Source organism: Streptomyces sp. NBC_00271, assembly GCF_036178845.1.
In the GTDB taxonomy this organism is placed as follows: Bacteria; Actinomycetota; Actinomycetes; order Streptomycetales; family Streptomycetaceae; genus Streptomyces.
In genome coordinates this window covers 376,476-397,853 of sequence record NZ_CP108070.1, presented here as the reverse complement: position 1 = coordinate 397,853, position 21,378 = coordinate 376,476, and the positions used below count along the sequence as shown (strand labels likewise).

Sequence of the window (21,378 nt, the reverse complement as noted above, 5' to 3'; positions counted from 1 at the left end):
TCCACCCGTCCGACGGGGGTCTGGGAAAGCTCATTGACCGCACGGCGCGATCGAGCGGGTCACACACCCGGAGGCTTGTCCACGCGAGTTCCGCTCCGGCAGCCCGCGTCCAGGCCCTCGCCGACGGCGTCGACGCCTGCCCGCACTTCCGCCCCGACACTGCGCTCGTCCCCAAACCACCTGGCACCCGCACAGGTGGGAGACCTGCGGGCTGCTGACTCGGAAGGTGCGCGACAGCCCAGGTCACAAGCCCGGCGGTCTGCTCCGATCAAGACAGACCGCCGAGGAAGCGACACAAAGCTGAGGCTCCCATGTCCGACACGCCATGAGGCGACGGAAGAACAGCAGGTCACGAGGGCGGTCTCCGACACCAACCGCGAGACCCTGCAAGACTTGCAGCTCGGAGCGTTCACTCTTCCGAGTGGCGGAAGGGGAGATCCCTCAACGCGGGGAGCCAGCGTTGGCACCTTGGCTATAGCCCGGCTCCGCTGACCTCTCGGCCCCGCGGCGGCTTCTTGGCATCATCACCGCATGGCCCCAACCCTTCCCCGCACGATCCGGGCAGTCGACACCGAACAGCTCCTCGACCTGGAGAGGGAGGCCGGTGCATACGGCTTCAGCCAGCGGCTTCCGGTCGACTGGCTTCGGGACCACCTCGTTCCCGGAGCGACGCACTACTTGTTCCCCGCACTCGTCCATCACCTCAGCCATCGCCCCGAGGTGTCGCCGCACTGGAGATGCGAACTGCTGCTGACGGCCCCGAGCGGCGAACAGTTCTTGAGCCTGCTCGACGTGCTCCCCGCCACCTTCAGCAAGCTCCCGGAGACCTTGGACGCCACGTTCAAGACGGACATCGCAAGCCGCATGGAGCGGGCACCAGCCCAGCGTGCGTGGGCAGAAGCAGCTGGTCGACTGCCGAAACCGACCCGGAAGAAATGCCACGAGCCTGAGACACCAGACGGGGACATGAGCTGAAAGGACGTAAGGTCAGTCTCGTCAACGTAGGTCGTCAACTCGAGTATCGGCTGCGGGATCCTAGGGCCCATATCGAGTCGTGATCAATCTGTGGGATTCGCCCCTCTCGGTGGGGCTGGACTGTGTCCTGTGACAGTGACCTTGACCGATTGCCACTGAAGTTTGACCGCCTGGAGGCGTTTACCAGCGGACCGCCGAGATCAGTCCGCCGGGCCGCTCCTCACGCTGCGGCGGGGTGCTGATCGGGCGGCCGTAGGCGGCAGCGCGCTCGCGCAGGGTGTGGCTGTCAGCCTCCCAGCCGTGCCCGGCCAGCCAGCCCACCGGGTCGTCGGGCATCTCCGAGACCCACATGGACGCCGGCGATCCCGGCTCGGCGTCCCCGCCAAAACGCTCGATCACGCCGCGCGAGCCCAATGTCAGCCCCATCCAACTTCCTGCCGCCGACTGCGCGCTGATCCGGGCCAGCAGCAGCTCCACCGCGTCCTCGGGCAGATAGATCAGCAGTCCTTCGGCGATCCACGCGGTCGGCACGGCCGGGTCGTGCCCTGCGGCGGCCAGCTCGCCTGGCCAGTCCTCATGCAGATCCACCGCGACGGTGATCCGCTCGCAGCATGCGACGGCCCGCTCCTGGCGTAACACCGAAGCCTTGAAGTCCAGTGGTGCGGCGGTGTCGACCTCGAACAGCCGGGTGCCCTCGGGCCACTCCATCCGGAAGGCCCGGCTGTCCATGCCAGCGCCGAGCAGCACGACCTGCCGGACCCCGGACGCGGAGGCCTGCTGCAACAGGTCGTCGAGGAACTTCGTCCTGATGACAATGGAGAACGACACCGCCAGCCGGCGGCGGCGCGCGGCCTCGTCATCGGGCAGCGGCGGCGAGGAGGGCCATAGGCCACCGGCGGTGGCGAAGGCCTGTGCCAGTGGGTCGCGGAACAACGCGTTCTCCCGCTCGGTCTCCAGCGCCCGCACCCTGGCCACCCCGACCGCTGTGGCCCACACTCCCGACGGCTGCACCCGCTCCTGCTCATCAGTCACCGCGTCAGCCTAGATGATCGATTCCAAGGGGGCTGATGAGTACCGGTGGTCAAAGTTCAGTGGCAATCGAACGAGATTCGCTGTCACAAGACAGAGGTCGGCTCACAGGGCGTCGCAACTCCATGATCACGGAACCGTGTCTGTCCCCGTCTGTCGACCGCCTATCTGTGCGACCTCTAAGTACGGCCAGTTACTGAGGTAACTGAACGTGGCCGCTGTCGGCTTGTCGTGCGCACCTTTGAGTCGTCGCGGCCAGCAGCGGCCAAGTTCGCGATCCGCCTCGCGCGGCTGACAGACTGCACAGATGATCGACGATCTTCCCGCTGGCCTGAGGGTCCGACACCTTGCCGACGAAGACCATCTCCGCGTGCTCGCCGTACTGGACACGTGGTGGGGTGGCTTGAAGGGGGAGGCCGGGGCGACGGAACGTGCGCTGCTTCTGCCCCGGCTGTATTTCCAGCACTTCACCACCACCAGTTTTCTGGTCGAACGCGGCAGTGGAGAAGTTGCCGCCTTCCTGGTCGGCTTCCTGTCGCAGACAGAGCCCGAAACCGCCTATGTGCACTTCGTCGGCGTAGACCCGCCGCTGCACGGGCAGGGTGTCGGGCGTGCTCTTTACCGGGCCTTCTTCGCGCTCGCTCGGTCACACGGGCGCCGTTACGTGCACTGCATCACCAGCCCGGAGAACACTGCGTCACGGGCATTTCACACCCGACTCGGCTTCATGGCCTCAGCCGTGAAGCCGGACTACGACGGTCCCGGACTCGACCGGGTGGCGTTCACCATCGACCTTTGCGCGGAGCCGGTGGCCATCCCCTAGGGCGGGCATCGAAAGTGCCTGGTGAGGATGACGGAGAGTCCATTTGTGATCCAGAATGATTCGATGGCCACGCTTGAAACTCCCCGTTTGATCCTGCGTCGCTGGCGCGAGGAAGACGTTGCGCCCATGGCTGCCATCAATGCCGACCCTGAGGTCATGCGGTGGATCCGTGACGGCAGTGTCCGTGACGAACAACAGACTCGCAGCCGGATCGAGGCATGGGAGAGCGAGTGGGAGTCACAGGGCTTCGGCCTGTTCGCCGTGGAGATCCGGTCCACTGGCGAGCTGGCCGGGTTTACCGGCCTTTCGGTGCCCCACTTCTTGCCGGAGGTACTGCCGGCGGTTGAGGTCGGCTGGCGGCTAGGACGTTCCCATTGGGGGCAGGGCTTGGCCACCGAGGCCGCTGCGGCCGCTGTACGGTTCGGGTTCGAAGAGCGAGGGCTGGAGCGGATCGTCAGCATCACTCAAGTGGGCAACGACGCCTCCGAACGGATCATGACCAAACTGGGGATGCATCCGGTCCGTGAGACCGTCAATCCCACCGGCGGTCGGCGAGTCCGGGTGTTCGAGCTGTCGTCGGACCAGTTCGTCACAACCACTCGTTGATGGCGGCAACGAGGACGGTAGCCTCGCAGCGGTTGCCACTGCCGGAAGCGGTTCGAAACGGTCGACCAGGCACCGAACTCCCGCGGCATCTCACGCCACTGCCAGATCATGTGCCTGCGCTGCCATCATGGCTGACCGAACCGCTGTGGGAACGGCTGTGGTGTTGGCGGCATCGCGGCGGTGGCTGCGGGCGTCGACGCGTCGTAGCCGGGAGCGGCTGCTCGAAGGGCGGCGGTCAGGTAGCGGTGAACGATGTCCAGTTCGCCCGGGGTGAAGTCCTCGGTCGCCTCGACCAGGTTGGCGATGAGCGGGCCGAAGAAGGACCGACCCAGCTCCACGGCTTTCTGCTCCACCGTCAGTACGACGCGCCGTCGGTCGTTTTCATCGCGCCTGCGGCGGACGAGCCCCAGGCGCTCCAGCCGGTCGAGCAGGGCAGTGGTGCCGGCCGAGTTGAGCCGCAGCGCCGCACCGAGTCGTCCCGGGGTGACATCGGTGCACGCCCGGTCGGCGTCAAGCAGGTGGATGAGGGCCCGCAGATCGGTCGGGTGCAGGCCGTTTTTCGCGGCGAACTCGGCGCCGCGCAGATCGAGTTCCACGGTCACTGCGCGCAGTAGATGGACCAGCCGCATCGCGGGGTTGATGTCATCACTCACCGGGCTAGTATCTCGCTAAGCGAGATACTTGGTCAACGAGACGATTCTCCGGGGGTTCACTGTGTCCTCATCCCAAGAGTTCTTCGCCGCTTACGACGCACTGCTCGCCCGCTGGCCCACCGGTACCGCCGAGATCGACGTTCCCACCCCGTATGGGACCACCCGTGTCCACGCCTACGGCCCCGCTGACGCCACTCCAGTCCTCCTTCTACACGGTGGCGGTTCCACCGGCGCGGTCTGGTTCGCCAATGCCCCAGCTCTTGGCACGCACCACCGGGTGCTGGCCGTCGACATCCTGGGCGATGCCGGACACAGCATCCCCGGTGGACGCCCGCTGCGCACCACCACCGACCTGATGGCCTGGTTGGACGCGCTGCTCGACGGCCTCACCGTGTCCCGCATGCACCTGCTGGGCCACTCCTACGGCGGTTGGATCGCCCTGACCTATGCCCTGCACGCCGCGTGGCGGGTCGATCGGCTGGTACTGCTCGACCCGACCCAGTGTTTCGCCAACTTCCGCCCGGGTTTCCTGCTGCGCTCGCTGCCGATACTGCTCCGCCCGACGCAAGCCCGCGCACGCGTCTACCTGGACCGCGAGACCGCAGGGACCGACACCGACCTGGGCTGGAAGCGGCTCTATGCCTTGGCGGTCTCGGGCTTCGCGAACCGGAAACTGGTCGTCGGCCGTCGCCCGGACCCGACGGCACTGAGCGTTCCGCTGCTGGTCCTACTCGCCGGCCGCAGCGACGCCCACGACGCCGCGAAAGTCGCAGCCTGCGCCCGCAAAGCCGTACCGGACGCCCGGATCGAGATCCTCGCCGAACTCACCCACTTTGCTATGCCCACCGCCATGCCCACCCAGACGAACCACCGGATCACCGACTTCCTTGCAGACAAGCAGGAGAAGCAAGCCGCCCCGGGCGCGGTTTGAAGGAGATCAAGCGGAGCGGACTACGCTGAGGCCATCCAGCAGCTCGATCCACACCTCGGGGGAAGGTACGTGGTCGTTCAGGGTCGGCGCCGGGGGCGTCCCTCCCAGCGGTGGGTGGTCCAGGCTCGGCGGATGAGGCTACGCACGGTGGCCAGCCGGATCATCAACTCGACCTGCTCTGGAGTAACCGCACTCGATCCCGGGGTCGGTCGTGGCGAACCTCAGCATCCTTTCCTGAACCACGCGAAGGCCCCGACCCTCAACCGCCGACTCCGGCCGGCAGGAACCGCATGTACTTGGGCTGAGACAGCGACGCGGCGACACGCTCCGACACCCAGCCTGGGCCAACCCCGAACCGAAGGAACTGCGTCATCGTCCCCAGCACGGCGTTCGCCTAGCCGTCCTTGCGATACCGGATGACGGGCTGAACTCTTCGGCCCCGCACCGGCAGCGGCGTGCTGACGAGCCAGTTCCGGAGCCTCAGCAGATTCTCGAAACCTGGGTCCGACCACGAGAACGCTCGTTCATCACACCAGGTCAGGTAGAGAGCCAGACCGTACGCGTAGTTCCGTTCGGTGTTCACCGACCGACCCATACCGCGTACAGCATCCAGGTACGCAGTCGACTCCGGATGCAGGCGGAACTGCTCGTCCACCACCACCCATGCCACTCCCGAAGGGCCAGCCACCGTCGCTCGCTCGGCATGAAAGATCACGAAAGGTCTAACGTGCCAGACCTGCCAGTGACCTATCAGATACCCGTCAGCCACACAGCCGAATGAGCCCTGACCTCACATGCCCTACGCCGAGAAACCACCTCTAGATACCTCTAGATAACCATTCCGGTGAAGCTGATGAGCGCCACCGAGGACCGTTCGGTCCGTTTCCATCAGGTCCATACTGAGGACCTGGGCCGGGTGCGGGTGCGCAAGTACTGCGAGGCGGAGGACCGCGAAGTGTCCGCGGCCGAGATCGGCAAGGGGTACGAGGTCTCCAAGGACACGCTGGTCGCCGTCACGGACGAAGAGCTGGAACAGATGCCGCTGCCGACCGCGAAAGCGATAGAGATCGTCGCGTTCGTGCCGGCCGCGTCGATCGACCCGGTGCGGCTCAGCGGCGACAGCTACTTCCTGCAGTACGACGGCCAAGTCGCAGCGAAGCCGTACGCCCTGATCGCCCGGGCGCTGGCCCGCAACACGAAGGTGGCCGTCGCGAAGCTGGCGTGGCATGGGCGTGAGCGCCTGGTGCTGCTGCGGGTGCGGGACGGGGCGCTGGTCGCGCACGTGCTCAAGTGGGACGACGAGGTGCGTGACCCCTCCGAGCTCGCACCGAAGGAGGCCAAGGTCGACGACTCCGAGATCGACGAAGTCCTTCAGCTGATCGACTCGATGACGACGGACGACATCTCCGGCTACCAGGACGAGTACCGGAAGGCCCTGGAAGCGGTGCTCGAGGCGAAGGCCGAGGGCCGACAGCCACCCAAGCCGAGCACTGAGGCCGAGGAACCGGGCGGCAAGGTCGTCGACCTGATGGCCGCCCTGCAGGAGAGCGTCCGCAAGGCCCAGGCAGCGCGCGGCGAGGACGTGGGTGATGCCGAGGTCCACGAGATGCCGAAAAAGCCAGCGGCCAGGAAGCCGGCGAAGAAGACGCCCGTCAGGAAGACCGCGAAGAAGACCGCGGCGGCAAAGAAGTCGGGCCCGGCGGCAGCGGGGCGCCTAGGACGACGTTCCGTCGGGATGCCGCAGCCCGGAGTGTCCGACGGCACGACGCCCGGCCCAAACAAGTCCGTCGTCCAGGACGGAGCCCCCCGCTGCGCGGTGAAGTGCCGTCTGAACTCCTGCTCAAGAGGATTCTGCGCAGCTGCTCGGCCGCCTGGTCAGCTTGCCGCGCTGGCCGACTCCTGCTCGCGGTGGTGCTTGAGCGCATCGCGGGCGGCCTGTACATCGCCGGGAGCGAACTCGGCCGGGTGGCACACGAGAACCTCAGCGAGTTCGAGTTCCCTCGCCCGCAGCCGGGCGATCTCCGCGGCGTCCTCCGGGTCCCAGCCGGGCGAGGCGGGACGGGACGCCGGCCGCCACGCGTTCTCGTGCGTCTCCCACGCGTCCATCGGCTCCACCGACCACGGCACCTTTGCGAAGAGAGCTCGGAGGTCGGCGCGGACCTGATCAAGCTCGTTCTGGGCGTCGATCAGCATCGGGGGAAATTCGTACGTTGCCACGCCCCTACGGTACGTCTGTTCGAACCGGATCTCCGCCCGCCCAGGGTGGATTGCGGCAGCTCCTGCGCCTTCATGTCGTCCCCGCATCGGGTGGTTGATCCACTGCGGATGTCTCTGTGAGCCGATCCCAAAGACGATGAGAACGACGGCACAGCTGCCCCACCAGGGTGCGTCGGCCACTGCCCCGAGCAGGCCGCCCGTGATGACGCTGGTGACTGCGGAAGCGTTCATGCCACGCTCCGGGCGGTGCAACGGCTGCAGAGCCGGCCTGCGCCGCCTTCGCGGCACACGGAGAGTGGACGCGAGAACACCTCAGGGCTCCTCGGATGCGGAGGAAGATGATGGCGGACACCTGCCTGGTGTCGTCCGCGGGGGAGCGCGCCGCGCGGTCGGCCATACGGCTCTCTGCGGTGAGAACGTCCCTGATGAGCTGAAAGCCCCGCCCGAAGGTGACGTCCTGCCAACGTACTGAGCATCCCGCATGCCGTTCCCCCCGCCGCTTGGCATGAGCTTCCCCGGACACCCCGATCGACGACCGCCAGCGCGCTGGTGCCGGAGCGCGCCGTGCCTTTTGCAGACGGCATATTCAGAACATAGGCACCGGTCTTCGGTGAGCCGACACCCTGCAGGAGCTGGCAGAGCTGTTGAGGGGGGCAGCCCTGAGCGGGTGTGATCACAGGAGGACTCTGGAGGGGATTGGCTGCGCGGACGGACGCGCAGAGGAAACAGGAAGCGGGCTGCCACTGGCAGGCCAAGAGCACGATGAGGCAGCCGACGGTTATCCGCGCAACTGCGGGACCGGGAGGACTCGGCCACTGACTGGCCCTTCATCCGAGGGTGTTGACCTGCGAATTCTCCGCAGATCGAAACCTGGGTGGGCCTCGAAGTGGCACTAGCGAGTCGATTGCCCGAGCGGGCTCTGCCACGGCCGCCTTGTGAACGGCTACCCGATACCGCATCGGCGGGCTACTCAAGCAACCGCTGGAGTCAGCCTCGGGACTGCCTTGCCACGCCGACGTGCACGGCCCGACACGGGCCAGCGAACGGCGCTGCGGTCGGCGCCGCCGGTGGCACAGTGGTGCCACGCGCGGCCGCTATGTCTCCACCCGCAGTCCCGAGGACCTGGTCCAGCTTTTCCAGGTCACCGACTGGCGTGCCGAGGAGGCGCTGGCGCCGAACTGGAACGTCGCCCCGACCAACAACGTGTGGGCCGTCCTCGAGCGCATGCCGCGCGACCAGACCGATGCCACCGCGGTGGAGCGGGAGTTGCGTCCGCTGCGCTGGGGCCTGGTGCCGTCCTGGGCGAAGGACATGAAAATCGGCGCGCGGATGATCAACGCGCGCGTGGAGACCGTGCATGAGAATCCCGCCTACCGCCGCGCATTCGCCAAACACCGCTGCCTGCTGCCGGCCAACGGCTTCTACGAATGGGAGCAGGGCAAGGACCCCGACACGGGCAAGGCCCACAAGCAGCCGTACTTCATCCATCCCGAGGACCAGCAGGTGATGGCGCTCGCCGGCCTGTACGAGTACTGGCGCAACCCGGAGGTCAAGCAGGACGACGACCCCGCCGCCTGGCTGACGACCTGCACCATCATCACCACCGAAGCCACCGACACGGCCGGCCGCGTTCACCCCCGCATGCCGCTCGCCCTCACGGCGGACCACTACGACTCCTGGCTCGACCCCCACCGCCAGGACCCCGACGAACTGCGGGCGCTGCTCACCCAGCCCGCCGACGGCCACCTGGACGCCCGGCCGGTCTCCACGACCGTCAACAACGTCCGCAACAACGGGCCCCAACTCCTGGAGGGGAGGCTCCGCCGCGCTGCTGGTCGCGCGCGGAGTAGAAGGTCGTCAGGTCGCGGACGTCGTCGATGTCGGCCTGGGCCACCAGCCGGAGGGAGACCGCTGGGCGCTTCGCCGCTGCGGCAGGGGCGGCTGCTCACCACGAGGCGGTGGGCAAGGCGAGGCCGGCGGCCGAGTACGCGGCGGTCGCCAGCAGCTTGCGTTGGTATATGTCGAGGTCGTGGCGCTCGGCCCTCGCGGGCCACCTTCGCGACGAAGTAGTGCCCCTGCTCGGCAGTAGATTCCGCACGGAACAGCTCCGCCGCGACACGTACTCGGCCGTGGCAGAGATGACCTACCTCTCTTGACGCGATCACCGCGGCTCTGCCTCGTGCCGGCGAGCACGAACGGGCTCTCACCATCGCCGCCGGAGAAGCGGCTGCCCTGGCCGGTTGGGTGGCTTGGGACCTGGGCGAGCTCGACAAAGCCGATGCCTACTACGAGGTCACGTCGCAGTGCGCGGCGACCGCCGGGCACCCTCCACTCCGAGCCCTGGCCCTGACCTACACCAGCTACGGCGCTTCGACGCCGAAGGCGAAGTTGGAGTTCCTTTCTCAAGCGGCCAACGACGTGCGAGGCCACGGCAACGCTACTGCTGCCGTCTGGGCCCTCGGCAGGCACGCGGAGGAAGCTCCGGCGGCCGGCGACGAGACGGGGGCGCTCCGGGCGTTGGACCGAGCGCGCTTCGCCTACGACTTCGCGGATCACACCAGCGAGCAGGCGTGGGTCCGGTTCGTGACCCCGTACCGCATGGACTCGTTGGCCCTCTCCGTATGCGGCAGTTGTGGCGTCCCGAACTCACCGCTACAGCCGACACCGCAGTCGACCGCCTCGGAGACGAACTCCCGGACGGAGGCGTCGTGGTCCTCGGAGATCTTGCTTCGGCCCTACTGCGTGGAGGTGACGTCGACCAAGGCGTCTACGTGTCACGGTAGTTCGCGTCGGCGGTACAGGCCAAGCCCAACACGATGGGTAAGGAGCGCGCAGCGACTATCGCAGCCTCGCTCCCCGACAGCCAGCAGGAACTCGCCGTTCACCTACGGCAGTTCGCATCCTGAGCCCCCTCGCGCGGTACGCGGGCAAGCCTAGGACGCGAACGTCGTCGTACGGCCGGCCCGTCGCTCCTCAGTCCTGTGCCGTCTCCTCGACAACCCAGGACAGGTACGCCTCCGACCCTCCGGTCACGGGCAGCGTGATCCACTGGGGGACGTCATACGGGTGCTTCTCGTGCAGCCACGCCTCCAGTGCCGGGAGACGGTCCGTCGTAGTCATGTACGAGATCCGCCACTCCTGTCCCGTCTCGACCTTTCCCTTGCCGGTCGGCTGCGCGATCACAATCTCGTGGGCCATGCAACTACCTCTTCAGCTCGAGTACCGCGACCCTACCCAGCCGTCCAGGGAACACCGAAAGTCGGTCGCAACCGGTGAAGGTCCTCTCGTCGACGAGGTTGTGCAGCGGCTTCATGACGCAGGTGCCGGTGCATGTCTTGCACCTCAATGAACGGTCAGACTTCCGTGCGAGTTCACCCTGACCGCGGTGTCCAGGGGGCTGCCGTCAGGACTTCCTGGGAGAGGCTCTGGCAGACATCTTGGTGCTGAGCTGCTGGCGGCATGCGGGGCCGCCAGGAGGTGAAGGGGCGCGGTCCTCCTGGCGGCGTTCCCGCCGGGGTTCAAAGGGTCAGCGGTCGTCGCGCCCCTGGGACATGGTGCGGCGGTCGTTGTAGTTGCCGGTGCTGCTGCGGCGGTTGTCGGTGTGGTCGCGGGCGGCGGAGGCGGCGGCGAGGGCGAGGAGGGTGGCGATGGCGCCCGTGATGAGGTTGCTGGTGATGGAGCGGGTGTGGGCGACGTCGCCTGCGACGACCCAGGGGGCGACGCAGGTCCAGATGCCGATGGCGGCGGCGGCCCAGGCCATGGAGTGGGTGCGCTCGTAGGAGCTGCCGAGGCCGCCCAGGAGCAGCATGTAGGCGATGCCGGCGATGAGGTTGGTGACGGCGAGGGTGGTGAAGCCGTTGAAGCCGACTATCCAGGGGGACGCGGCGAGGTACAGCCCGGTGATGAGCGCGAGGGCTTCGATCATCTGGGCGCGTGGGGTGGCGGCGGCGCGGTCGTGTCGGGCGCGCAGTTCCATCAGGTCGGGGTGTTCTTCGATGGGCACGTGATGGGTTGACGCCATGATGGCCTCCAAGGGAGAGATATTCACCCACCGTCTACCCCCGTAAAGCCGACATAAATAGTCAAACAGGGCATGTTTCTGGTTGTGGCGGCGTGCGCCGGTGCTGGATGTGGCGGCTGGCGCACGCCGCCCGCGGGGATGGCGGGTCGGCTGATCGCACACCGGTGCCCACGACCAGATAGGCATTACCGACCTTCTAGCTCGGGCCCTGTGCCCGGTGGAAGTGCGTACGCCGCATGGCGCAATCGACCGCTCGGCAAGACACCCTCCGGGCAGGGAACCACCATGGAAAACAATCGCGAGTCGGATGCGGCGCACCAGGTACCCGACGGTGTTGACGTCAAGACGGTGTTCGCGCTGGGCGCGCTCTCGAAAGCGTTGGAGACCACGGAGCGGGCCCGCGGCCACCTCTATGGGTTCCACCAGCTGACCGGGTCGGCGGACTTCGAGCTCGGCGACGCCGTCCGGCTCCTGCGCGAGGCGGGCCACGACGAGCAGGCCGCACGGGTCGAGCGTGACATCGTGGGCCGCAACGTCATCCCGGGACACTGGACCTTCGAGATCATCGAGGCCTACAACTCCACCTACTACCAGCCCTTCGCCGCGATGGAACGCGGGATCGTGGAAGAGCTGGCCGCCGGACGCGACCACCTGCACGAGGCCCGCCTCAAGGCGACCCGCCGCACCCAATACCATCCCGACCACACCGCGACGCCCCCCACCTCCTGAACCGAAACCCGTGGAAGCCAGAGCGCGTGCGCGATCCGCGGGGAGCGGGCCCGATCCAGGGCCCAGCTGCTCGGCCCGGGGTTCCTGGCCGTCCGGAAGCGACCAGCCCGGCTGTGCGCAAAAGGTCGCCGCTGCCGGGCGCTACCAGCGGTGACGGCCGCCGGAGTGGGTGCGCCCTATCAGCGCAACATGCCGGATGGGCGTCTGGCCCCTGCCGTTTCGCGGACACGGCGACGCCTAGACCTTCACACCCATTCGGCATGGTCGTCATGCACTTTGCTCAGGTTGAGGGATGCGCTCCGACGGCCTGCCGATAGGCCACGTGCCCGCCCAGCGCACCGCTCACAGCGACCGCCGTCAGTCCGCCCAACGACCACAGCCTGCCCTTCGTCGAGCGACCGCGGAGCCGCGCCGTCAGGGACGCGGTGTAGAAGGCCACCGCAGCCACGTTCGAGACCGCGTGGGCCAGTCCGACCCGGGCCTGCTCGGGCGGCAGGTCCGCCCAGTCAGCCCAGCCGGCGACCGCTGCCGGGGCGACACCGGCCAACCCGACGGCCGTGAGGGTTGTAGGCGCACGCTGCCCTGCCGGCACGATGTCCAGTACTGCGGCCGACAGCCAGCAGCCGATCGGTACCTGTACCAGAACGGGATGCACCGGATGGCCCAGCGGCCTGCCGCGCAGCAGATCGCGTACCTCGCCCAGCGGGACCGAGCGGATTCCCCGCTGGAGAACCCGGATCGCCGGATCCGCTACTACCGACCGTTCGATACGGTCCAGAGCCGTCAGCCACCACGTCGACGCGGTGTCGAAGGCCGAGGTCTTTCTGGCCTTCGTAGAGGTGTCGAGGGCGTGAGTGTTCATGCACAACGACTACCCGGCATCAGGCCACCATCCCACGGTGGCCTCGACTGAACCCGAACGGCTGCCCTGCACGATTCCGATGTCAGGCCGCTGGGCCGGCCGTGCGCCGCGGCTCGATGCCTCCCGGGCGGGCGGCAGGTCGGCAGGGCAGCAGGGTTCGCGGGACTGTGGAGCCGCCGGAGCCGCGCAGATCGAGATGATCACCTGTTGTCGTTCTGCGCATGATGCAGATACCGACGGGTACTCGACGATCTCAACCCATTCGACACCAAGTGATCGAGCGGCCTCTCGACGCAGTCTGGGCGGTTCTGGCGCATTCTAAGCTCTACGCCGACGGGGTCGTGGGGACCTCCGCGTCATGGCCACTGGACGCTCGATGGCCGCAGGTCGATGCGGCGTTGGCGTATCGCGTCGGCCTGGGCCCATGGACGTACGAAGGGCGGACGGTGGTTCGTCGGGTGGAACCGCCCCGCTGGCTGGAGCTCGAGGCCGACAGCGGTCGGTCGCTTGGGTACGGCGCGCATCGCCATCGAGGTACGCCTCTGGGGGCGGACAGGCGTTGGTCCTCGTGGATGAACACCCGCTGCGCGGACCGGGAGGAGCTCTGCACGCCGCGCCTCTCGATCTCTTGATTCAGCTGAGGCACCGCAGCATGCTGCCCCGCGCAAACCGTGGAGCGCGTGGCCTCGACGGCATCCGACACCAGAGACAGGGCCACGGCAGGGGACACGGCAGCCGGTGGCCGGGGCCAAGGGGCTTGAACCCCGCGCCACGTTCGGCGTGGCGCGGGTCTCAGCGATGACCGGCTGGGTCCTCGGATTGTCCTGCCGGGAGGCGCAGGCCCTGCGGTGGCGCTCGCCTATGCGCGCGAAGGCGCGGACGTCCTGTTCACCCACCTTCCCCAGGAGATGTGGAGCGTCCATCGGAGCGGGTGGAGCTATCTGAGGTGGCGCCCGGCCGGGCGCGCGATGGCTGCGGCACCCCGGTGCCCCGGACCAGCGGCCGAGGGCACTTTGAGCTGCTGCCTGGTCATGGTCAAGCGGTCTCATCTCCCCGCGCTGCCGCGCCTCCTGCTAGAGCTGGTCCATGGTGGGATTGCCCGCCGGAGGCCGGCGACGGGGGCAGCAGCGGGGAGGTACGGAGGCAGGCCGGCGGTGGTTCCGTCGTGTGGCAGGCGCACCCGCCGTGGGCGGTCTACTGGTCGGCGCTGGGAACCGCGAGGGGATCACCGGGGGCCTTCTTCTTGGCCGCTTCCATCTGTTCGCCGAGTTCGGTGAGTCGGTTGCGGCCCATGGCTTTGTGGACATCGGGGAACCATTCCTTCTCCTCTTCCTCGACGTGGTGGCGGACGTTCTCCATGAGGACGGTCATCTTGGCGTCGAACCGCTCATCGGCCGGGTCGAGGTCCTTGAGCTCGGAGAGCATCCACAGCACGACGTGGTGTTCCTCGACGCTTTCCAGGACGTCGTCCTTGGTGTCGGGGTCCGCCTGGCGGGCGGCCGGGTAGAAGATCTTCTCCTCGATCCAAGTATGGGTGGTGAGTTCTTCGATCACCTGGTCGGCGATCTTCCGCTTCTCGGCGTGGGCGCCGTCGCCGGCCTTCTCGAACTGCTTGAACAGCTTCTCCACTGTCTTGTGATCTTCCTTGAGCAGCACAATCCCGTCCACAGCTATCCCTCCGCATCGGTTTTCCCGGACGGCCCGTGCCGCCCAGGGGAACCGGGTACCCACTGCGGCCACATACCTGTCACAGACGACGCCCGTGTGACTCGGAACGATGACCCGAGCTGAGCCGTCCGCCAGTCAGTAGCGGCGCACCACCAGCGGTTCGTTCTTCTGTACCGCGCCTGGACCAGGCCGCGTCGCCGATCGCCAGTCCCGTGTGGGACGAGAGAGCGGTGGGGGCGCCGATGTGCCTAATCTGGAAGAGGCATCACAGCGAAATCGGAGGACACCATGATCGTCCTCGGCGTCATTCTGCTCGTCATCGGCCTCGTCGCCGGAATCAGCATCCTGTGGACCATCGGCGTGATTCTCGTCGTCATCGGAGTCGTCCTGTGGATTGTGGGCGCCCTCGGCCACGGTGTCGGCGGACGCAAGCACTACTGGTAGCAACCACATCGGCTCAGGGAGCTCCGCAATCCGTGGACCTTACACAGTCCGTACCCCATGCAAGAACGGAAGGCAGGCCAGGCCATGGCCAAGGAGCCGAAGTCATCCCAGCCCCCGCGCGGTGAGGGCCCCAGCCGGCACAAGGGCACCCAGCAGCACGGTTGGTCTCCGGACGTCGACGAGACCCGCCAACAGGACAACCCGAGCGCGCACCGCTCGTTCCACCCTGATCAGCACGCTCCCGACAAGGGCCCCGGGCGCACGGTCTCCAAAGAAGAGGCCGGGAATCCGCACGGCAGGCCCGTGAAGAGCACGAGCGACCGCGGAGAGGAACAGAGCAAGGCCCGCAGTGACGAGAAGGGCATGCACGACACCGGCCCCAAGGGCCGCTCCCAGCGCCCCAGCGGAACCAGGGACGCATCCGCCACCACCGGCGTCGACCCCCAGGACCCGCAGGACCCGCCCGGCAACCGCCGGGCCCGCTGACCTGCGCACCCAGTCTCTCGTCGTGGTCTACGACATCCCCGCCGCTCAAGGTGAGCGGCGAGGTCGAGCTGGAGTGGAGGGCCGCCTCGTCGGCCACCGACTGTGACTGGACAGCGCGTCTCACCGATGTCCGCCCCGGACGGGACATAGACGGGGGTCGTTGATGGCATCGTCCATGCCCGTTGTCGCAACGACCCCCATGCCGATGTCGCCCTGCCCACCGCGCGTGCACGTGCCGCTTCGGCAGTGCGGCATGGCCAGGCGGTCCTCGGGACGGTCGTCTGCATCGCGGTGGAGGCCACGGTCTCAAGGCCGATGTGCGCTGTGCCGATGAAGCGGTAGCGGACCAGGTCGATGGTGTGTCGGTGCTCCCGTACGGGGTGCACGTCCTAGCGGGTGAGGACGCCGACCACGCAGATCTGGGTTCGCTCCAGAGCGCCTGGGGCGCGGCCGTGGCCCCGAGTCGGTCGCGGACCAGGTGCCCGAACTGGGGCCCGGTGGTCCATCAGCCACGACAGGCCCTGGCACCGGTCGGGAGTACGGTCTGCGTGGCGTCCAGGACTCCCGCCACGGGGAGACGCGCCGCCATTCAGCATGCAGGCTCCTGGCCAGCCCGCTCGTGCGAGCCTCAGGCTCGAACTGCGCGGCGCCGAGCTGTGGTGGCGGGTCTACGCTGTGATCTTCGCTCGTGCCCCGGCTACACGGAGCCTCTGGCCGCTCCGAGCACTTTCCAGAAGCACGTCCGCAGCGGCGATGGCATCCTCGACGGTAGCCGTCGCGGTCGTCACGCACAGCGTGTAGGCGACATTGTCAAGGTCCCTGGCCGTGCGCGAATCGCTGCTGTGCGCGTGCGCGAAGCGAGCCTCCGCATAGTGTGCAAGGAGTGTTCGCAGGACCTTGGGGTGAGGTTCGAGCATCGCAGTAGCGCCTCTCGTGTTGTGCTTCTCACGACCGGCTTCCCGCTTGCCATGTCCGCACACGTGCCCATGTCGGCCAGGGGTTGCGGCGATTGAGGGCAGCTACGGCGACACCCGTGTCCTGGTGTGTCGGTTGTACTGGTTTGCGCTGCTTTGCAGTGTCAGGCGGTATACCCCCTGCTCACCGCATCCATCCGTCTCGGTACAGCTTTTCGACATGCCTGGACGACAGAACACCGTCATTGCTGCGTGCAGAAAATCTGTCATGGCGGGAGTAGATATTCGAGATCACGGGGGTTAATGTCTTGCCCGTAGCCAGGAAGTCAGGAAGGCGCGGCAGACACGAACCCGCCGCGCACCAGCAGGTATTGGCACGGCAGTAGAGCGGCGGGGCCGGCGGATTCTCGGGGTCCTCTCGCTGGCTGCCGGGCTGGGCGGCTCACAGGGGCCGCCAGCAGTACGTAGGTGCAAGGAGATGGATCAGGAAGAGGAGAAGGAGGCAGACGCCATCAGGATCGCCCGGGCAAGGCCGTAGTCGGCCCGGGTACCGCAGGCCCCGGAACGGAAGGTGGTCCCACGGTCACGCATACGCGATCCCCGCACGCATCCCCCTCTCCCGGGAGAGCGAGCGGAAACAGAAGGCCGGCACCGCAGTAGGCCGGCAGATGGTGTTCAAATCCCTCGGGGCCCTGGTGCCGTACGGCACCAGGGCCCCCGATGCGTTCCCACGACAGAGGTGCGAATGACCGCAGAAAACTCTCTGCGTCGTCTCGATGACGACGACTACCCCGCCTACACCATGGGCCGGGCCGCCGAAATGCTCGGCACCACACCCGCCTTCCTGCGGGCGCTCGGTGAAGCCCGCCTGATCACGCCCCTGCGCTCGGAGGGCGGCCACCGCCGCTACTCCCGCTACCAGTTGAAGATCGCCGCTCGCGCTCGCGAACTCGTCGACCAGGGCACTCCGGTCGAGGCTGCCTGCCGCATCGTCATCCTCGAAGACCAGCTCGAAGAGGCCCGGCGCATCAACGAAGAACACCAGGCCGGTGCCGAACCGCGCCGCACGGCGGACGCCTGACCCGCCAGGCATGGAAGCCGACGACAGGATTCCCAGTGCGCTTCACACGGCCGCCGGCGCAATGACGGCCTGCCCGACCGGGCAACAGCAGCGCGAAGGCAGAGCTCCGACGATGTCATCGCCGGAGCCCCTTCACGTTCCCACCGCGTCATCAGCCACTGCAGCTGTCCCGCCTGTTCCCAGCCCGCAACGGTCGGGAGGCCTGGGGGAGTTCGGCGCGGCCGAAACAGCAGCGTGTATCCGGACGGGAGCTTGGTGAAGAGACCGCTCGGAGAGCTCCGTCTGTACGTCGTTGGCCTTCACGGCCGGGCGGCGCTCGACGTTGACGGTGAGCATGTTGCGCTCGACATCGAAGTCGAGCGCGCCTTTGCGACACCGGCCGGGCGTGGGCGATCACGTTCTCCTTGCCTTCACGGTAGTCATCCCTCGGCATTGCCGAGGGGGGATCCAAACGAAGCTGCCTTGAGGCCGCGCAGATAGGCACGGTGGTGGTAGCCCGGTAGCAAGGCAGGCTCAGGTCTTGGCGATCACGGAGTTGCGACGCTCTGTGATCACCGGGGAGACCTGTGCCTGTACTGCCGTCATGGCCGACGGAACCACTCTGGAAGCAAATTGAGATTCTGCAGAGTCTGCCCACTGGCACCACCCTGTACGACAGCGCGGAGGCAGTCGCCCGCCAAACACTTCGGCGGTTGGACCGAACCACGGAATCGCACAGCATCACGGGCTCCATCGACGTGGTACTCAGCGGTCGCCGCGGAAATCTCCCAGCCGTCGCCCACGCCTACCCGGTGGGCCGCGCCTTCGCCACCGCAGCGGGGGTACCCCGCGAAATTCTCATCTCCGCCGCAACCCGCTCCCCGATGGCTGCTCAAGCGATCTGACCAAGCCACTGAACTCCTCTACCTTCTCGGCCCGGCTTCTTACGAGGTTGTGAGCGATAGGCGCGTGTCGCCCTTGCGCGTTGTCCGGCTTCAGCGCGAGCACGCCGTGCGTCAGCGCGGATCGCTCCGAAGCAACGAAGAGCGATCGCGCCTGCGGGCTTCAACCGCGGACATTCCAAAGGCCAGCCCACCTGCGATGAACCAGGGGTTCCAGAGCGCCAGGGTCCAAAACCGTTGCCTTGCACTCACGCTGGTATCCAGGTGCGTCACGTCTGTCAGCAGCAAGAACTCAACGACAATGCCTCTCGTCAGCAGGATGCAGCTGACCCCCCAACCCAAATACCTCAGGATGCGCCTCGCTGGCTTGGAAGGGGGACGTGACTGAGCGAGCAGCCATGCCAGCAAGGCGCCGACCAGGCAGAGAGCCCCCACGCCCCACAGACCCACCAGTACGAACCAGAGCGGGCGTGCGTCGGCGAGCTGCCGTCCAGCGGACACGCTTAACCCCACATCGCCGCCGACGGCCCAGTAAAAGTGTGATCCGGCAAAGATCACCGCCCACACACACGCGACGTACCCCCACCGCCAGGCCGATTCCGTCCTCAGCGACACACGCCTCACCCCTCATCGACTTCGGCTCATTCTCTCTGCTACTGCGATTTACGAGACTTCAGGGCCCAAGCCATGACGTGGGGACGGCCGCACGAGTTCTTTGAGCGTGACCTTGAAGTGGGCCCGTGCGGCCTTGTCCCATCCTGCCTTCACCGGGATCCTTCGCGCCCATCTCGCCGATCTGATCGAGGAGTTGGCCGGTCCTTGGACCGCAAGCTGCGAGTCCGCGCTGCACCACCGGCGCGGCAGAAAGCGAAAGCGACAGGCCGGAGCCGGGCCGAAGCATGAACTGCTCTTCACCGACCAGGTCGTGGTCACGCTGGTCTATCTGCGGCTTCAGCTTCCGCACGCCGCCCTCGCCGAGCTGTACGGCATGGAGCGCTCCACCATCACGCGAGCGATCGGGGAGATCCGCCCCCTGCTGGCCCAGCGACGCTTCGCTGTCCGTGCCCCCCTGGCATCCGGCTGCACACCCTGGCGGACGTGTTCGCCTACGCCGAGGCGGAGGCCGCGACCTTACGGATCGACGGCACCGAGACCCAGGTCCGCCGACCACAAGCCCACCGTCGGGGACGGACGGCCTTCATCTCCGGGAAGAAGAAGCAGAACACCATCAAGACCACCACGATCAGCGACGGACAGGGCCGCACCCTGTGGTCCGGAGCCGACTGGCCCGGCCGCATGCACGACCAGACCGCGATGCGCACCGAGGGCATCGCGGAGCAGTTCCGCCTCCGCCCAGGTGTGAAGGCCGAAGTCGACGAGGGCTACCGGGGCCTGGCCAACGAGTTCCCCGAGCAGGTCAGCGCCCCACCGAGGAAGCCGAAGGACCACGCCCGGATGGCGAGAGACACGCCTGGCGCGAGGCACGCCGACGGCAGTCCTCCCGCCGTATCTGCGTGGAGCACGCCAACGCTGAGCACAAACAGTGGCGCCCCCTGCAGCGGTACGTCGGCCGCCACGAACATTACGCCCAGACCCACCGTGCGTTCGCCGGCTTGGTCTCCGACCGCGCCGCCGCCCGGCCCACGAGGCGACAAACGAGCGCCGAACTCGTCCCCGCCAGCCCGGCCGCCTGCTGATCGCCCCCAACCGAACCATCAGGACGACTTGCCCCGACCTCAATCGCTCACAACCTCGTTAGTCCCGGGTGCCTCGCCAGTCCAGGCAGACCACGGTGGCGTCGTCGTGCAGGACACCTTGTTGGGCGCGCAGGACGGCCTGCGTCAGCACGTGAACGGTGTCGCGAGGGTGCAGGTCGCGGGTGCCCTCGATCAGGGCGGGAAGTTCCTCGGCGATGGCGTTGCGTTCGAGCATGCCATCAGTGACCAGGATGAGGCGGTCTCCCGGTTGCAGTTGGCGGGACTGGACGCGGTGTGGGTGCGGCAGGGGAGCGCCGAAGGGCGGATCGATCTCGGGAGTGATGCGGTGGAGATGTCCCTCGCGCAGGAGCCAGGGCCATGGGTGGCCGGCGTTGATGAGACCGACACATCCCGTCCGCAGATCGATGCGCAAGAGCTGGCCGGTGACCAAGGAGCCGTATGTGCCGTGGTCGAGCAGGGCCTGATGGGCTTGTCGGGCTTGTTCGGCCAAGTCAGCGCCACTGCGACGAGCCATGCGCAGAGCGCCGACAAACAGGGTGGCCAGAAGGGCGGCCCGGACGTCGTGGCCCATGGCGTCGGTGATGGACACGTGCAGGGTGTGGCGGTCGAGGGAGTGGTCGAAGGTGTCGCCGGCGACCGTTTCGGCTGGGATCAGCTCGCCGGAGACCGTGAACTGCGGTGCCTCACAGGTGAGGCAGTCGGGGAGGAGAGTGTTCTGGATCTCAGCGGCCAGGACTGCGGGGAGGGTGCGTCGGCCCCACTGGTACAAGTCGGTGAAGCGGCGGTTGGCGATGAGGATGTAGGCCAGAGCATGGGCCGATTCCACGATCGCCTGCACAGCTGCGGATGTGGGGGCCTGAGGGAGGAAGACCTCGAGAAGCCCGATGGCATCCCCCCGGTTGGTCACCGGAGCCACGATCTGAACCTGCCCGCCAGGGTGCCCCTCTCGCACGAACACCCGCTGGTCGCGTAGGACTTGCTCATAGACGGTGCCGGGCAACCCGATGTGCTCCCGGTCCTCGCCGGCGTCGGCGTTGCTCAGACGCACAACGGCGTTGCCGGTGAAGTCGGTGATCAAGAAGGACACGGTTCGGGCGTCCAGGCTCCTAGCCAGCTCGCAGGCGACCACCTCGGCCGACTCGACAGGCATCCGAGCCTCCGCCGCAGCAAGCAGTCCGGGCAGCACTGCAGATCCTTCAGCCATCCCCGGTTCCTCTCGGCCGGATCCACTCAAAGATCCACTCGCGCGACGGGTGCACCCACGGGCTGTGCCCGTCATCCGGCGCAACACAGAGTTACCCCGGGCGACAGCGCGGCACCCCCATTACGCCATCAGTGGC

Annotated in this window: 18 protein-coding genes and 7 pseudogenes; 13 read left to right on the top strand and 12 right to left on the bottom strand. The window is 67.4% G+C overall.

Annotated features, from left to right (window positions below; genetic code table 11):
- Window positions 1-531 precede the first annotated feature (531 nt).
- Window positions 532-975, top strand: coding sequence for a hypothetical protein (locus OG798_RS02070; RefSeq protein WP_267060188.1), 444 nt, complete (start codon window positions 532-534; stop codon window positions 973-975).
- Between the two features lie 180 nt (window positions 976-1,155).
- Here OG798_RS02070 and OG798_RS02065 read toward each other — a convergent pair whose 3' ends face one another.
- The gene (locus OG798_RS02065) at window positions 1,156-2,007 is read right to left on the bottom strand and encodes a class I SAM-dependent methyltransferase (RefSeq protein ID WP_121418006.1); all 852 of its coding nucleotides are present in this window, start codon (window positions 2,005-2,007) and stop codon (window positions 1,156-1,158) included.
- A gap of 304 nt (window positions 2,008-2,311) precedes the next feature.
- On the opposite strand from OG798_RS02065, the gene OG798_RS02060 reads away from it, so the two are divergent.
- Together OG798_RS02060 and OG798_RS02055 are read left to right on the top strand one after the other, a co-directional pair.
- The gene (locus OG798_RS02060; protein ID WP_328756033.1) at window positions 2,312-2,827 is read left to right on the top strand and encodes a GNAT family N-acetyltransferase; all 516 of its coding nucleotides are present in this window, start codon (window positions 2,312-2,314) and stop codon (window positions 2,825-2,827) included.
- 63 nt (window positions 2,828-2,890) lie between these two features.
- Window positions 2,891-3,433, top strand: coding sequence for a GNAT family N-acetyltransferase (locus OG798_RS02055; RefSeq protein WP_328756030.1), 543 nt, complete (start codon window positions 2,891-2,893; stop codon window positions 3,431-3,433).
- A 125-nt stretch (window positions 3,434-3,558) separates the two neighbouring features.
- On the opposite strand, the gene OG798_RS02050 is transcribed toward OG798_RS02055, so the two are convergent.
- The gene (locus tag OG798_RS02050) at window positions 3,559-4,062 is read right to left on the bottom strand and encodes a MarR family winged helix-turn-helix transcriptional regulator (protein WP_121418008.1); all 504 of its coding nucleotides are present in this window, start codon (window positions 4,060-4,062) and stop codon (window positions 3,559-3,561) included.
- Between the two features lie 85 nt (window positions 4,063-4,147).
- Between OG798_RS02050 and OG798_RS02045 the strand changes: the two genes are divergently transcribed.
- Window positions 4,148-5,017, top strand: a complete 870-nt coding sequence (locus tag OG798_RS02045; protein ID WP_121418710.1) for an alpha/beta fold hydrolase — start codon at window positions 4,148-4,150, stop codon at window positions 5,015-5,017.
- Between the two features lie 394 nt (window positions 5,018-5,411).
- Here OG798_RS02045 and OG798_RS02040 read toward each other — a convergent pair whose 3' ends face one another.
- Window positions 5,412-5,678: a hypothetical protein gene (locus OG798_RS02040; RefSeq protein WP_121418009.1), complete on the bottom strand. Its 267-nt coding sequence runs from the start codon at window positions 5,676-5,678 to the stop codon at window positions 5,412-5,414.
- Window positions 5,679-5,870: 192 nt separating this feature from the next.
- Between OG798_RS02040 and ku the strand changes: the two genes are divergently transcribed.
- Complete coding sequence (gene ku / locus OG798_RS02035; RefSeq protein WP_435864148.1) at window positions 5,871-7,181, top strand: non-homologous end joining protein Ku; 1,311 nt, start codon at window positions 5,871-5,873, stop codon at window positions 7,179-7,181.
- Between the two features lie 1,142 nt (window positions 7,182-8,323).
- Window positions 8,324-9,046 (top strand): annotated as a pseudogene (locus OG798_RS02030) (SOS response-associated peptidase); the annotation flags it as partial.
- A 1-nt stretch (window position 9,047) separates the two neighbouring features.
- Here the strand turns inward: OG798_RS02030 and OG798_RS02025 are convergent.
- Window positions 9,048-9,320, bottom strand: a pseudogene (locus OG798_RS02025) (Tat pathway signal protein); the annotation flags it as partial.
- Window positions 9,321-9,385: 65 nt separating this feature from the next.
- Here OG798_RS02025 and OG798_RS02020 point away from each other — a divergent pair.
- A pseudogene (locus OG798_RS02020) lies at window positions 9,386-10,140 on the top strand (transcriptional regulator); the annotation flags it as partial.
- Window positions 10,141-10,207: 67 nt separating this feature from the next.
- Here the strand turns inward: OG798_RS02020 and cutA are convergent.
- Together cutA and OG798_RS02010 are read right to left on the bottom strand one after the other, a co-directional pair.
- Window positions 10,208-10,396, bottom strand: a pseudogene (gene cutA, locus OG798_RS02015) (divalent-cation tolerance protein CutA); the annotation flags it as partial.
- Between the two features lie 364 nt (window positions 10,397-10,760).
- A complete protein-coding gene (locus tag OG798_RS02010) occupies window positions 10,761-11,255 on the bottom strand; it encodes an SPW repeat protein (RefSeq protein WP_183127657.1) in 495 nt (164 codons plus the stop codon).
- A 285-nt stretch (window positions 11,256-11,540) separates the two neighbouring features.
- On the opposite strand from OG798_RS02010, the gene OG798_RS02005 reads away from it, so the two are divergent.
- A complete protein-coding gene (locus tag OG798_RS02005) occupies window positions 11,541-11,984 on the top strand; it encodes a hypothetical protein (RefSeq protein ID WP_328756028.1) in 444 nt (147 codons plus the stop codon).
- Between the two features lie 280 nt (window positions 11,985-12,264).
- On the opposite strand, the gene OG798_RS02000 is transcribed toward OG798_RS02005, so the two are convergent.
- Together OG798_RS02000 and OG798_RS01990 are read right to left on the bottom strand one after the other, a co-directional pair.
- Window positions 12,265-12,846: a DUF2231 domain-containing protein gene (locus OG798_RS02000; protein WP_121418014.1), complete on the bottom strand. Its 582-nt coding sequence runs from the start codon at window positions 12,844-12,846 to the stop codon at window positions 12,265-12,267.
- Window positions 12,847-14,040: 1,194 nt separating this feature from the next.
- Window positions 14,041-14,514 (bottom strand): hemerythrin domain-containing protein, encoded by a 474-nt coding sequence (locus OG798_RS01990; protein WP_121418015.1) that lies wholly within the window; start codon window positions 14,512-14,514, stop codon window positions 14,041-14,043.
- A gap of 288 nt (window positions 14,515-14,802) precedes the next feature.
- Between OG798_RS01990 and OG798_RS01985 the strand changes: the two genes are divergently transcribed.
- The gene (locus tag OG798_RS01985) at window positions 14,803-14,958 is read left to right on the top strand and encodes a DUF6131 family protein (protein WP_183127659.1); all 156 of its coding nucleotides are present in this window, start codon (window positions 14,803-14,805) and stop codon (window positions 14,956-14,958) included.
- An 84-nt stretch (window positions 14,959-15,042) separates the two neighbouring features.
- The gene (locus OG798_RS01980) at window positions 15,043-15,444 is read left to right on the top strand and encodes a hypothetical protein (RefSeq protein WP_328758633.1); all 402 of its coding nucleotides are present in this window, start codon (window positions 15,043-15,045) and stop codon (window positions 15,442-15,444) included.
- Window positions 15,445-16,112: 668 nt separating this feature from the next.
- On the opposite strand, the gene OG798_RS01975 is transcribed toward OG798_RS01980, so the two are convergent.
- On the bottom strand, window positions 16,113-16,361 hold the full coding sequence (locus OG798_RS01975) for a DUF5133 domain-containing protein (RefSeq protein ID WP_121418017.1): 249 nt from the start codon (window positions 16,359-16,361) through the stop codon (window positions 16,113-16,115).
- A 742-nt stretch (window positions 16,362-17,103) separates the two neighbouring features.
- On the opposite strand from OG798_RS01975, the gene OG798_RS01970 reads away from it, so the two are divergent.
- Complete coding sequence (locus tag OG798_RS01970; protein WP_328756026.1) at window positions 17,104-17,439, top strand: MerR family transcriptional regulator; 336 nt, start codon at window positions 17,104-17,106, stop codon at window positions 17,437-17,439.
- Window positions 17,440-17,697: 258 nt separating this feature from the next.
- Here the strand turns inward: OG798_RS01970 and OG798_RS01965 are convergent.
- Together OG798_RS01965 and OG798_RS56360 are read right to left on the bottom strand one after the other, a co-directional pair.
- A pseudogene (locus tag OG798_RS01965) lies at window positions 17,698-17,881 on the bottom strand (Hsp20/alpha crystallin family protein); the annotation flags it as partial.
- Window positions 17,882-18,434: 553 nt separating this feature from the next.
- On the bottom strand, window positions 18,435-18,878 hold the full coding sequence (locus OG798_RS56360; RefSeq protein ID WP_353962277.1) for a DUF3995 domain-containing protein: 444 nt from the start codon (window positions 18,876-18,878) through the stop codon (window positions 18,435-18,437).
- 163 nt (window positions 18,879-19,041) lie between these two features.
- Between OG798_RS56360 and OG798_RS56355 the strand changes: the two are divergent.
- Both OG798_RS56355 and OG798_RS56350 read left to right on the top strand, forming a co-directional pair.
- Window positions 19,042-19,308, top strand: a pseudogene (locus OG798_RS56355) (transposase family protein); the annotation flags it as partial.
- 110 nt (window positions 19,309-19,418) lie between these two features.
- Window positions 19,419-19,658 (top strand): annotated as a pseudogene (locus tag OG798_RS56350) (transposase family protein); the annotation flags it as partial.
- Between the two features lie 417 nt (window positions 19,659-20,075).
- Here the strand turns inward: OG798_RS56350 and OG798_RS01955 are convergent.
- A complete protein-coding gene (locus OG798_RS01955; protein ID WP_328756025.1) occupies window positions 20,076-21,188 on the bottom strand; it encodes a PP2C family protein-serine/threonine phosphatase in 1,113 nt (370 codons plus the stop codon).
- Window positions 21,189-21,378: the final 190 nt, after the last annotated feature.